Origin of the sequence: Shewanella sp. SR44-3 (assembly GCF_014163735.1) — a bacterium.
GTDB lineage: Bacteria > Pseudomonadota > Gammaproteobacteria > Enterobacterales > Shewanellaceae > Shewanella.
Genome location: NZ_JACJDV010000016.1, coordinates 44,125 through 57,072 on the forward strand (window position 1 = coordinate 44,125; position 12,948 = coordinate 57,072).

Sequence of the window (12,948 nt, forward strand, 5' to 3'; positions counted from 1 at the left end):
TAATACCATGAAAACACCAAATGCAAATGATTCTCATTTAATTTACATTGTTTACTCAAGGAAAGATAATGAACAAATACACGCTGTTATTACTGGCAGGTTTACTGGCTCCCTTAGCCCAAGCAGCTACAGATAAGTTTGGTGAAGCGGTTGATTTAAAAAAATTAATCCCTGTTGCTGAATTAATGGCCAGCCCAAGTGAACATCTACAACAAGCGGTTACCATTGAAGGCACTGTAGTGTCTGTGTGCACTAAACGGGGATGTTGGATGGAGATTGCTGCGCAAGAAAGCAGCGAGCGTTTACGGGTAAAAGTCCGTGATGGCGACATGGTATTTCCCATCAGCGCAAGAGGCAAACACGCCTATGCCACAGGGATGTTAACCGAGATTGTGCTCAGCCCCGAGCAAAGCCGTAGCTACCTTGAAAATCAGGCGAAAAAAAACCAACAAGTGTTTGATGCCAGCGCCGCCATTGAAGCAGTCACCTTGTACCAACTACAGCCCATCGGCGTTGAAATTCGTGAAACCCACTAAATGCTAACTAACCAAGGACGTAAATGGTTAAGGCTGTTACACCGTGACATTGGCTATCTCTGCATTGGCATGACCTTGGTATACGCCATTTCAGGGATAGCGGTAAACCATATTGAAGATTGGAACCCCAATTATCACGTCTCTGTCAGCCACAAACAGCTCCCTGAGCTGAAAGGCAGTGCCAGTGAGAGTGAAATCCAAGCCCATTTACTGGCTCACTTTGCTATCGAAGGCAAGCTCAGAACCGGTTACTGGGCCAGCCAAAGCCACTATAAACTCTTTTTAAAAGACGGCAGTCAGCTCAGCGTCGCATTGGATTCTGGCATGGTCGCCAGTGAAATGATAAGCCGGCGCCCTGTGCTACCAGAGCTGAATTATTTGCACCTTAATGAGGCTCGCAATGCTTGGGTATGGTTCGCCGACGCTTATGCTATTGCATTGATATTTTTGGCAATATCGGCACTGTTTATGTTTAAAACACTGGATATCACCCGCAGTCGAAAAACATGGTTGACCCTAACTGGCCTACTGATACCTTTGGCTTTTATCATGCTCGCGTAACTGACTGCATTCACTTACTTGTATTGATCGCTATCATCAGTGCCACAAGCCATTGAGGCCCGTTAAATTAGGGCAATTGCACCAAATTAGACCAAGATGGAAACTGACTACAAGTAAGACATAAATATAAACCAATATTAAACAATACCTTATAAAAAAATCAACGTTGGCACGCTCTTTCCATACAAAGGCATACCCCTAAAGAGGTAATTCTAATCATTACCGCGAGTGAGTAACACTACTGGGTATCGACACAGCAAGGAGATAGCGATGACAAAAAACCATTCTAGCCAGACATCTAATGACAAAAGGCTAGCCTCATTAGATAACATTATCGAGCTTTGGCAAAACACTGTATTTTTCTTTGCCCATATCGGCTTCAGTCAATGGGAAGTTGAAGCTAAGCCAACAAGAACACAGCTTCAAAATTTACCGTCAAAGCCTGCTGCAAACACAAAGGAGTCACAATATGAATCGATTACCTGATTGCCCTAAGCGGCAACAACAGATGATAAAACAAGTGAAACTCCATAAGCGCTTATTATCCGATGTGGCTAAAGAGTATGGTGTTTCAAGTAAATTCTTATACCTGTTACTCCAAAACAGTGATAGGCAGCAAACCTTCACCCCACAAACAGCAATACTGGCCAAAATAGCGCAGTTAAAGCAGCAGATTAACCAACTAAACCAACAGCTTGGTTAAGTTTACTTGTGGTGATTTCCCCGCGCTATTATTGCCTGTTAAATTTGGAAATAAAAAACCAGCCTTTAGGCTGGTTTTTTTATTCACTTAGCTTCTTAGCGCTACAACTGAGCCTGTAGCAGCAATTACGCTTGTGGGCGCATCGCTGGGAATAAAATCACGTCACGGATAGTGTGAGTGTTAGTGAATAGCATCACTAAACGATCGATACCAATACCTTGACCTGCCGTTGGCGGTAAACCGTGCTCTAGCGCCGTAATGTAATCAGCATCATAGAACATGGCTTCATCATCGCCGGCATCTTTAGCATCAACTTGCGCCTTAAAGCGGTTGTCTTGATCCTCTGCATCATTAAGCTCGCTGAAACCGTTAGCCACTTCACGGCCGCCGATGAAGAACTCGAATCTGTCAGTGATAAAATCATTGTGATCGTTACGGCGCGCAAGCGGTGAAATGTCCGCTGGGTAGCCAGTAATGAAAGTTGGCTGCATCAACTTAGGCTCTGCGGTTTCCCCGAAGATTTCTTCCAATAACTGACCACAAGTCCAGAATTTTTCAAGCTTGATGCCTAGGCTTTTAGCTAAGTCACGCATAAATTCAACGTCTTTGACTTGCTCGTAAGTCATGGCTTGAATAGTCGCATTGTCAGGATTGTACTTTTGAATCGCTTCTAACATGCTCAAACGGGCATAAGGGCCGCCAAAGTCAACCGTGTGCTCGCCGTAAGGCATTTGCGCACTGCCTAATAAATCGATGGCGATTGAACTTAGCATCTCTTCGGTGAGATCCATGAGATCTTGGTAATCCGCATAGGCCATATAGAATTCCATCATAGTGAATTCTGGGTTATGGCGCGGCGATAGCCCTTCGTTACGGAAGTTTCGGTTGATTTCAAACACCCGCTCAAAACCGCCCACAACTAAACGCTTAAGATAAAGCTCTGGTGCGATACGCAAGTACATGGCCATGTCTAACGCATTGTGGTGAGTCACGAAAGGACGCGCAGAAGCGCCGCCTGGAATAACGTGCATCATCGGGGTTTCAACTTCCATGAACTCTTTTTTGATCATGAAGTTACGAATAGCTGAAACCACTTTAGAGCGCATAATAAAGGCGTTGCGTGACTCTTCGTTAACGATCAAGTCAACGTAACGCTGACGGTAACGGGTTTCTTGATCCGTTAAACCGTGGAATTTTTCTGGTAATGGACGCAGGGCTTTAGTCAGCAGCTGGTATTCTTCCATATTGACGTACAAGTCGCCTTTACCAGACAAATGCAGTTGACCTTTTACGCCGATAATGTCACCGATATCAAGACCTTGATAACGCTCTTTCAGATCGCCCTGCACTGGCTTGCCCGCATAAGCTTGAATACGACCAGACACATCTTGGATCACCAAGAAAGGACCACGCTTTGCCATCACACGGCCAGCTATGCTGGTCTGAAAACCTAAGGCTTCTAACTCTTCCTTAGTGTTTTCACCGTACTGCGCCTGCAGTTCCGCGGCTTTATGGCTACGCTCCCACGTATTTGGATGGGCGTTAGCAGGGCATTGAGTGCGAATGTGATCTAACTTGGCACGGCGCTCGGCAATCAGTTTGTTTTCGTCTTGTACTAGTTCAGTCATGATATTTTCTCGTGTTGCCCTAAATTATTCAATTTAAGGAAAATTAGTTAAAGTCCTGATTTTAAGCTGGCTTCAATAAACTTATCTAAATCACCATCTAGCACAGTCTGGGTGTTGCGGTTTTCAACCCCTGTGCGTAGGTCTTTAATGCGGGCGTCATCCAGTACGTAAGAGCGAATTTGACTGCCCCAGCCTATGTCTGATTTAGCGTCTTCGGCGGCCTGTTTGTCCACGTTTTGCTTCATCATTTCAAGCTCATACAGCTTAGCCTTAAGCTGCTTCATCGCTGAATCTTTATTCTTGTGCTGCGAGCGACCACTCTGGCACTGCACCACGGTATTTGTGGGTAAGTGAGTAATACGAATAGCAGATTCAGTCTTGTTGACGTGCTGACCACCGGCGCCAGATGCGCGGTACGTGTCGATACGCAGCTCTGATGGGTTGATATCGATTTCAATATCATCATCAATTTCTGGGTAGACAAACACTGAGCAGAACGAGGTATGGCGACGACCGCTAGAATCAAATGGCGATTTTCGCACTAAACGATGCACCCCAGTCTCTGTGCGCAGCCAACCGAAAGCATATTCACCGGTGAATTTAATGGTTGCGCCTTTTATGCCGGCCACGTCACCATCGGTCACTTCCATGAGCTCTGGGCTAAAACCGTGGGCTTCACCCCAGCGCAGGTACATGCGCAATACCATGTTGGCCCAATCTTGAGCCTCAGTACCACCCGAACCCGATTGAATATCCAGATAGCAATCCGCGCTATCATTAGGGCCTGAAAACATGCGGCGAAACTCAAGATCTTCCAAACGACGCTCTAGCTCATCCAACTCAGCACTGGCTTCGTTAAAGGTGTCTTCATCGTCTTCTTCGATGGCAAGCTCAACCAAGCCTTCAATATCTTCAAGGCCAGAATCCAAATCATCGATGGTTTTCACCACAGCCTCTAACGCTGAACGCTCTTTGCCTAGGGCTTGGGCCCGCTCTGGTTCATTCCACACTGCAGAGCTTTCAAGCTCAAGGCTAACTTCTTCTAAACGCTCTTTCTTATTAGCGTAGTCAAAGATACCCCCTAAGAAGCACTGTGCGCTCAGCAAGGTCCTTAGCTTTAAATTTTACCGGATTGACTTCAAACATGAATACTCAACTTTCTTCAATTAAAAATAGAATTTATCGGCGGCCATTCTACCTTAAGCCCAGCCTGAAACCTAGCCCTTAGCCCGCCTCAAAAGCCCCACAAAGCAGAGTTTTTTTAATGTTAATTCAGTACAAAAACCTAACCAAACAACTAAACTTTATTCTTGTCTCAGGTCATCCTATTTTAATTTTCGAAGCTCAAGCACGACGAAAGCACAGCCAAGGAATGTAGGCTATTTAGCTAGGACTCCACCTATCACAGTTATCACTATCAACAATTGGTGATAGCCACTAACTTTTTCTATCTAAAAAAGTCCTGATAATGGCCTAAATTTCCCAAGGAGTTTAGCCGATGAAAAAATATCCCTTCAGCGCCGCCCTGCTAGTTTTAACCGCTTTATTTACAAGTTTTGCTTTAAGCTCGTTAAGTGCCTGCGCCACAGAAGAGTTAGCCGATACCTTGCTCACTAATGGACAGATTTATGGCTATCCGTTAGCAAGTAGCTTAGCCATAAGTGACGGTAAAATTGTCCATATCGGCAATAGCAATGACACCACGGTCTTTATGACAGAACATGTGGGCAGCCAGACCCGAATTATCGACCTTGAAGGCGCTTATGTGATGCCAGGTTTTATCGATAATCATAACCACGTGTTTGAAGCCGCCGGCGACATAGGCAGCGATTGCCTGCTAGATGAAGCTCATTTATTAGTGGGTTATATCGCCGAGCTAAAAGCCTGTGGCAATCAAGACACTGACAGCGAATGGCTATTAGGTTACGGCCATGAGCTGGACATTTTATTAGACTATCAATCAGTTGATGGTGGTGAGCAAACGCCGCTGGAAATTCTCGACACACTTTACCCAGATAGACCCGTTGCCATCATGGAGCAAACCTCTCATTCCATGTGGGTTAACTCCATCGCCTTGGCAAGAGCCGGAATAACGGCTAAAAGCACTGCGCCTCAAGGGGGCAAGTACCTTAAAGACTCACAAACGGGCAAGCTTTTAGGGGTATTACTCGATACCGCAGGCGATGAACTGATGGAGCTTGCCTGGAACGCCCAGCCCAATAGAGCCAAGGCCAACTATCAGAGCCTAATTAATGGCTTAGATGAAGCGGCCAAACACGGCATCACAAGCATCGGTGATGGCCGCCTTTATTGGCAGCGCGGCTGGTATGAAACTTGGCAGCAAGTGGCAAAAGATAATGCCTTAACCGCCAGAGTCAGCCTGCGTCCTTGGGTGTATCCAGGCCAAGATGCGCAAAAGCAGCTCGCCTTTTTTAAACGCATTCAAACTGATGATACCCATGAGTTATTACTGGTCAATCAAGTGAAAATCTATACTGACGGCATCATCAATAACGGCACCGCCAGAGTATTAAGCCCCTATGTTTACAGCCCATTGACTGATAGCCCTTTGGGAGTGGATTACATTCCTGCTGGCGAGCTAAGCACTTGGCTGGTGAAACTGAATAATCTAGGCTTTGGCGCTCATATTCACGCCATAGGGGATGCAGGAGTGCGTAATGGTTTGGATGCAATCGAGCTGATGCGAAAGCAAGGCGTCACTCGCCCCTACGGCATGACTCATCTTGAGATGGTGGCAGACACTGATATCCCGCGTTTTGCAGCGCTTAAGGTCGATGCCGATTTTCAGGTAGGCAATCATGACATAGCCACAGGAGATCACGATTGGGCCATCCCTTACCTAGGCAAGCAGCGCGCCAAAGCCTTGTTACCAGTACAGGCCATTTGGCAAACTGGCGCTAACACCACCCTAAGCAGTGATTGGAATGTAAATGATATCAATCCATTAGTTGGCATATCCAGCGCCATCACCATGCCAAGGCCGCTTGATATCAATAGCGCCATCGACGCTTACACCATCAATGCTGCCAAAGCCTTAGGGTTAGAGAAAGTCACCGGCTCCATCACCCTAGGTAAATTTGCCGATCTCGCTATCTTAGATGGCGACATCACCAAAATGACCCCAACGGAAATCGCAAACACTCAACTGTTAATGACATTACTGGAAGGAGAAGTGGTATTTGAGGCGCAGGAGTAAATATCAGCCTCAGCATAAATAAGTGATACCGCAGTCACCTTATATTAACCGCCTGATGTGAACCACCTTAAGTTAGCCGATAGGGGTTCGCTTAAGGCGGTTAATGGATAGATATGTTCAAGGATGTTTGCACTAAATGTATTATTCACCAATCAACCTGCTGACTAGCTATTGAGGATAACTATTTTGGCCGCTACTTTGAAGCACCAATTAGGCTGATATTCCGGCATACAGGCTTGCCATGACTCATCTCTTTATAAACCAACTAACACACTGATTTAAAATGTGTTGTTAAAATTTAACAGTGGATAGCCCATTATAAATTGTCTGAACTCACCCTGTGCTGAATTGGAATTTGACGCTATCGCAGCTATCAATCCACTTCTAAGGCCGCTTGGACGGATATATCGTTCTGTGAAATTAACTTGACACTGAATGATGAACACGCTCGTATATGGCTATGGCTTATTCATCGTGTCAATAAAGCCATATTTCATGCCTTTTGACTTCACCATGGTTTCTATTTCCTTTGAGTGCTCGACATCACCAGCGTAAATCACTAACAAGGTTGGAATTACTTCGTTCAGCTGACTCAAAGCTCCTCGAATATGTGCCTTAGGTAAGTCTGGATTTACACTAGTAATTACTAGCGCGGCATTTTCTGACTTCCCTAGATTTTGCATTGCAGCTCTAAGTTGATTAGCAGCCCCACCACCATTTACGGCTATCGAGCCCACATCACTAATTGCTCCTCGGCTAGGGATTTCCAAAAAGTGCACATTCGACTCTGGTGAAAGTTTCGTCGCTTCGGTAGCAAGGTATCCCATGTTTACAGGTTGAGTTGAAGCACAACCAGAAATTATTAATGCCAATAAAAATAGGCCACATAGTGCTTTCATATTACTTTCCTTTTAAAAATACATTTGACAATGAATGCCACAGTTAAATCCTTCACTCGAAAGGTTAGCCAAATAGCCGAAATTACAAAGTTAGCTCGTTTAAGAACAATCGGATGTAAAACTACACATCCGTACAATACTGTCTATATTCAAAGTCGCTAATGATCTCTTGTCCTTTGCAATGAGGCCAAGGTGCAATGCAGCTGAAGTAGTCAGCTATCACTTCACTACCCAGTTTTTTGCTATCTATGACTTTTGGCAAAGGACTGGGTAGTTTGCTTTTACATTTAGGAAATTTTTCCGTTATATATGTGGGGCATAATCTTATATCTATATTGTAATCTTTAGCACTAACTTCGCACATCTGAATCGCTTTACGTTCCCACAATCCGATATATTCATCTGTAGACATAGGGTTATTTGCAACATCGAACACGCGTTCATGTTGAGACTTCGAGTGCTGCTCATAATAGTAATAACCACCAATCGCTAAAATTAGAATTAAAATCTTATTCATTAACCTTCCCGATTAAAATACGACATGCTCAAGTAGCCATAATACTGTATGTGCATCCGATGCAAAAACGGTGCTTATACTGCTTGTTATTGCTCAACATTGCAATTCTAGTCAATAAAAATGCAGCCTATTAGGCTGCATTTTAGTACTTAAGCTATGTTCACATACCAAACTTATATCATGAGCCTAATCATCAAGATCACAAGGATTTTCTTGCAAGCTGTTGGGTTAGCTCTAACAAACTCACGTCCCCTATTTGGCCATGCCCTGGAATAACCATATCTATGTTTGGATATTTAGCCATGACATTTTGCAATGATTTCGGCCAATCTCTAATTGAGGCATCTTCTATATTAAGTAGCTTTCTACTATTAAAACTTTGCACCAAACAACCACCAAAAAGTAAGTTAGATTTGGCTAACCACACCACGACATTATCCCGAGTGTGCCCAGGTCCTGGATAATATACCTGTACAGCACCAGATACTAAATCAAAAATGTCGGAGGTTATTTCATTGTTTGCCGGCTCGCGGTTATTGGCCTTTAATAATTGATTTGTCAGTGTTGTAGCATACGTTTTTATTTTTAATTTATTGAATACCGCAAGCCCACCACTGGAATCTAGATGGAAATGGGTGATGATAACCCCGCCAATAGTGAGGCCTTTAGCGGTAACCCATTGGATTAAGGTCTTGGTATCCGCGGCACTCCAAGGCGTGTCAATTAAGTAAACCTGCTTCCCCTCAATAACGATTAAGCCATTACCAGCCATCAAGCCGTACGTGTCAACATCTGATAGTGATGTATGCTGGAAAACAGTAGCGGATAACTGAGCAATTTTTAGTTTTGACGCCCCTTGAGCATCAAAAGCCAAGTTCGACATCATTAACAATAAGCACAGAATAAAGCGCATAGACCGCCTCTCTTGAATTAAATACATAAAAACCAAGTATTAAGCACTATTCCATTAAATGCCAACAAGATAGCGCTTTTATGTACGCAATAAAAATGCAGCCTAGATGGCTGCATTTTTGAATTAACACGTATCACTTAATCTAATTTACCACACGCGGGCGACAAGTCCTTTAAGGTAATAACCTTCAGGGAAAGCACTGCTAATAGGATGGTCGCTGGCTTGATGCATGCGCTCAATAAACTGCACTTCACGCTTAGCATCAAGGGCTGCATCGGCAACCACTTTTTGGAATAAATCTGACTCCATCAAACCTGAACAAGAGAAGGTCAACAATATACCGCCAGGATTAAGCAACTGCATGGCAATCATATTGATGTCTTTGTAGCCACGACAGGCACCATTGAGCTGGGATTTATTATCAGCAAATTTAGGCGGGTCAAGCACGATAACATCGAAGGTTTTAGCTTCATCACGATATTGACGCAGTAACTTGAATACATCGGCTTCATGATAATTAACATGGCTGTCATCGAGGCCATTGATGGCCATATTATCCCGCGCGGTTTGCAGTGCTAATGCCGACACATCGACATTTTCGATACTAGCAGCACCCGCTTTGGCGGCATACAAACCAAAGGTGCCGGTGTAACAGAAGCAATTAAGCACGGATTTACCTTTCACAAAACGTGCCGCGATGGCGCGATTATCACGCTGATCCAGATAAAAACCCGTTTTATGGCCTTTTACTACATCGACCGCTATCTTGATGCCGTTCTCTTCTATGATAACGGGCATAGCTGGCAACTCACCGTGCAATAAACCTTGTACTGGTTCTAGACCTTCCTTCTTCCTTGAATCCACATCGGAGCGCTCATAGATGGCGCAATCTGGGAATTGCAGCGCCAATTGCTCAACAATTGTGTCGCGCCATTTTTCTGCCCCTGTGTTAAGTAGCTGGCACACCAGCACGTTGGCATAGCGATCGATTGTGATCCCTGGCAGTCCATCAGATTCTGCGGCGATCAAACGGTAACCCGTTAAGCCTTGCTCACGAATAAGATCTTCACGGCCCGCTTGGGCTCGTTGAATACGGCGCGCAAAAAAATCAGCGTCTATGGTCTCTTCTTTATCGAAGGTCCAAATACGCACTTGAATTTGTGATTCAGCTGACCAAGCACCGCGGCCAAGCCAGCGACCATCATGAGCTACCACATCAACAGTGTCACCCGCTTGAGGCTTACTGCCATTAACGTTATGTATGCCGTTAGAAAACACCCAAGGGTGACGACGCTCTAATGAACGCTCTCGGCCAGGTTTAAGTTTGATTCTGGTAGCCATGATACTGCCTAATATAATTGGGGGACGGATAATAACAACTCATGCATGCTAGAGTGCCATCAATAAGCAGCGATGAGTTTAATGGCGCGATCATAGCGTGTTTTACGCAAAAATGCTGTAACGGCATCCATCCCATCGATAACCAATACCAAGCACGCTCAAAAGCATCCCAACTTCATTGGGATTCTAGACAGGAAAAGTTGCAGTCCACAATGCAGGCTTAATGTTCGGCTCAGCATTAAATTTACTCGTCGACACACGTAACTTTTTATAACATTAACTGGCTCCCTATAGCTCTCTTCAACGTCCAACTATCTAAAATAAGAAGCAGAAGGTCGTCTCTCAAACTATCATGATGCGCCTATTAAATTAAGTGTGGCCGTTTAGTGGTCAAAGCGTACTTTGATATGCTTATCGATGGATGAGAAATAGTGTTCCGATTAGATCACACTTCAATGCTAACAGGTTTAACTTAATGCTTTAAATGCAGCCATCATCAAAACTTAAGTCATCTGACTCAGTGCCGCTTTCAATTCTGCTAGCAAGGGTTTGCCTAGGGGGCTGAGTTCAAAACCATGATGCCAAAACATCTGGGTAAAGCGCGCCATGGGAGCCAGTTCATTGGCGAGGTTTAGTATAGCTAATTCGCCTGAGTCCAACTTGTGTTGCACTAACACTTTAGGTAGCAGGCTGTAAGCAGGTAATTGACCCAGCAAGGTCAGCAACTGGGATAGATCTGGGCTGATGCAATAGTGGCTGCTAAAGCCGACATCAAGCATACCGGCTTTCATTTCACCCCTGCCCCATACCAACTCACGGTATTGTGCTAATTCGCGGCCATCACAAATTTGACCTGCCAACGGATGCTCTGGGTTCACCACGAACACGTCTTGATAATTGCCTACTCGGCAATACCCCCATTGTAACTGTGCCAAATTTAAATCTTCATTGACGACAACAATATCGATATATTTGTCTTTGAAATCAATGAGCAAGGCATCACGACTATCACTAACAATCTCTAAGTTGACCTTAGGAAAGGCTTGACAAAATGCCACAACGGCCTGATTAAGACAGCTTATGGGGATATAGTTTTCTACGCCTATCACTAAGGTGCTCTTGCCTTGCAGCGCTAACACCTCGGCCGCGCCTTGAAAACTATCCCATTGAGACAGCGCCATAATGGCACTTGGCAATAGCGCCACCCCTGCAGCATTAAGCTTAATCTGGTTTTGAGTGCGCTCAAACAATGTCAACCCAAGATCTAATTCAAGGTTACTCAGCCATTGGCTTACCTGAGACTGGCGCTTACCCATGCGCCTTGCTGCAGCCGATACTGAGCCAAGTTCGGCCGTTAGCACTAAGGCGCGCATTCCTTGGACGTTCATAGACAACCCTGGGAGTTACTCAATTTATGTCTCACGCTTATCCATCAAAAAAAAGTTATCAAGGCGCCAACTAGGCTAAAACCCAGCACCAATAATACTATATTGGGTTTAAATATTTTAAGCATACCAAAGCCGAGTAATACTAATGCCATATCCAAAGGCGTGAGCACAGCAGTGGTAAACACAGGCTGATAGAGTGCGGCTAAAAGCAAACCTACTACAGCGGCATTAACCCCCGCAATGGCACCAGCTATGGCTGGACGCTCACTGATAGCATGCCAGCTTTTAAGCCCGACTAGCATAAGTAGAAAGCCTGGAATAAATATTGCGGACGTTGCCACTAACGCCCCTAGAATAGGCGATTCATGCCAAAGATCTGCGCCAAGGAAAGTTGCCAAGGTGAACATGGGCCCTGGAATAGCTTGTGCTAACGCATACCCAGTTAAAAATCTGTCAGGGGAAACAAGTTCGCCCACATTGGCCTGCAATAGTGGCAGTACCACATGGCCGCCACCGAAGACTAAACTGCCTACCTGATAAAACTGGGCAAACACTTGGGCTAAGCTATCGTGATGATTAATAAAATAAAATGAGCTTAACAGCCCGATAAAAAATAACAGCAGCCAAAAATAATTCAGCACTATGGGCGACTGTTCGACTTGGGTATCTGCGCCCCGCGTTAGCAACACTGTGCCTATCATGGCTGCAATGATGAGCACCACCAACTGAGTTAACATCGCTGGGGCGCTCAATATTATCGCAGCGGTCGCCAACATGAGAAGTTGTGCTGTTTTACGCTGGCAAAACTGGCTAAACATTCCTAAAGTTGCATGAGCGACCACCACAAGTGCTAACAGCTTTAAGCCGTGAATTGCTCCAGCCACCTGAGCATTATCAAGCCAATGGGAGCTAGTCACCGCCAGTAAAAACATCAGCATAAAGGAGGGTAAAGTAAAGGCGATAAAAGCGGTCAAAGCACCAAGAATACCACCTTTGTGATAGCCAATTGCAAAGCCAACCTGACTGGAACCTGGTCCTGGCATAAATTGGCTTAAGGCCACAAAACTTGCGTAGCGCTTATCATCAAGCCAATTAAGCTCATTAACAAATAGTTGTCTAAAATAGCCAATATGCGCCGCGGGACCACCAAAACTGATTAAGCCTAAGGTGAGAAAACGGATAAAAATTTGCCACATAATGAATGCCTTGTCTAAAGGTTAAAAGGGACGAACACTCAAAATACTA

13 protein-coding genes are annotated in these 12,948 nt (G+C 44.8%); 5 read left to right on the plus strand and 8 right to left on the minus strand.

Features of this window, described 5'->3' with window-relative positions; all coding sequences use genetic code 11:
• Nucleotides 1-68: 68 nt before the first annotated feature.
• The 4 genes from H5073_RS10115 (at nucleotide 69) to H5073_RS10130 (ending at nucleotide 1,800) form a co-directional block, all read left to right on the plus strand.
• A complete protein-coding gene (locus H5073_RS10115) occupies nucleotides 69-536 on the plus strand; it encodes a DUF4920 domain-containing protein (RefSeq protein WP_182679429.1) in 468 nt (155 codons plus the stop codon).
• The gene (locus H5073_RS10120; RefSeq protein WP_182679430.1) at nucleotides 537-1,097 is read left to right on the plus strand and encodes a PepSY-associated TM helix domain-containing protein; all 561 of its coding nucleotides are present in this window, start codon (nucleotides 537-539) and stop codon (nucleotides 1,095-1,097) included. It abuts the gene before it with no gap.
• A gap of 270 nt (nucleotides 1,098-1,367) precedes the next feature.
• Complete coding sequence (locus H5073_RS10125; RefSeq protein WP_182679431.1) at nucleotides 1,368-1,583, plus strand: hypothetical protein; 216 nt, start codon at nucleotides 1,368-1,370, stop codon at nucleotides 1,581-1,583.
• Nucleotides 1,567-1,800 (plus strand): transposase, encoded by a 234-nt coding sequence (locus H5073_RS10130; RefSeq protein WP_182679432.1) that lies wholly within the window; start codon nucleotides 1,567-1,569, stop codon nucleotides 1,798-1,800. Before H5073_RS10125 ends, H5073_RS10130 begins: the two co-directional genes overlap by 17 nt.
• Nucleotides 1,801-1,925: 125 nt before the next feature.
• On the opposite strand, the gene lysS is transcribed toward H5073_RS10130, so the two are convergent.
• Both lysS and prfB read right to left on the minus strand, forming a co-directional pair.
• A complete protein-coding gene (gene lysS / locus H5073_RS10135) occupies nucleotides 1,926-3,428 on the minus strand; it encodes a lysine--tRNA ligase (RefSeq protein WP_182679434.1) in 1,503 nt (500 codons plus the stop codon).
• A 47-nt stretch (nucleotides 3,429-3,475) separates the two neighbouring features.
• Nucleotides 3,476-4,574, minus strand: a protein-coding gene (gene prfB, locus H5073_RS10140) for a peptide chain release factor 2 (protein ID WP_182679436.1) whose coding sequence is annotated in 2 segments (ribosomal slippage) — nucleotides 3,476-4,498 and nucleotides 4,500-4,574 — 1,098 coding nt in all. Because the reading frame shifts where the segments join, the coding sequence is not laid out codon by codon here.
• A gap of 352 nt (nucleotides 4,575-4,926) precedes the next feature.
• On the opposite strand from prfB, the gene H5073_RS10145 reads away from it, so the two are divergent.
• Complete coding sequence (locus tag H5073_RS10145) at nucleotides 4,927-6,645, plus strand: amidohydrolase (protein WP_182679438.1); 1,719 nt, start codon at nucleotides 4,927-4,929, stop codon at nucleotides 6,643-6,645.
• Nucleotides 6,646-7,103: 458 nt separating this feature from the next.
• On the opposite strand, the gene H5073_RS10150 is transcribed toward H5073_RS10145, so the two are convergent.
• From H5073_RS10150 to chrA, 6 genes are all read right to left on the minus strand, one after another.
• A complete protein-coding gene (locus tag H5073_RS10150) occupies nucleotides 7,104-7,544 on the minus strand; it encodes a hypothetical protein (protein ID WP_182679439.1) in 441 nt (146 codons plus the stop codon).
• Nucleotides 7,545-7,665: 121 nt separating this feature from the next.
• The gene (locus tag H5073_RS10155) at nucleotides 7,666-8,061 is read right to left on the minus strand and encodes a hypothetical protein (RefSeq protein ID WP_182679441.1); all 396 of its coding nucleotides are present in this window, start codon (nucleotides 8,059-8,061) and stop codon (nucleotides 7,666-7,668) included.
• Nucleotides 8,062-8,260: 199 nt separating this feature from the next.
• Nucleotides 8,261-8,974 carry a subclass B1 metallo-beta-lactamase gene (gene bla / locus H5073_RS10160; RefSeq protein ID WP_182679442.1) on the minus strand — a complete coding sequence of 238 codons (714 nt, stop codon included), beginning with the start codon at nucleotides 8,972-8,974 and terminating at the stop codon, nucleotides 8,261-8,263.
• A gap of 147 nt (nucleotides 8,975-9,121) precedes the next feature.
• Entirely contained in the window at nucleotides 9,122-10,315 is a 1,194-nt protein-coding gene (locus H5073_RS10165; RefSeq protein WP_182679444.1) for a class I SAM-dependent rRNA methyltransferase, read from the minus strand.
• 503 nt (nucleotides 10,316-10,818) lie between these two features.
• Entirely contained in the window at nucleotides 10,819-11,703 is an 885-nt protein-coding gene (locus H5073_RS10170; RefSeq protein WP_182679446.1) for a LysR family transcriptional regulator, read from the minus strand.
• Nucleotides 11,704-11,747: 44 nt separating this feature from the next.
• On the minus strand, nucleotides 11,748-12,899 hold the full coding sequence (gene chrA / locus H5073_RS10175; RefSeq protein ID WP_182679448.1) for a chromate efflux transporter: 1,152 nt from the start codon (nucleotides 12,897-12,899) through the stop codon (nucleotides 11,748-11,750).
• Nucleotides 12,900-12,948 lie beyond the last annotated feature (49 nt).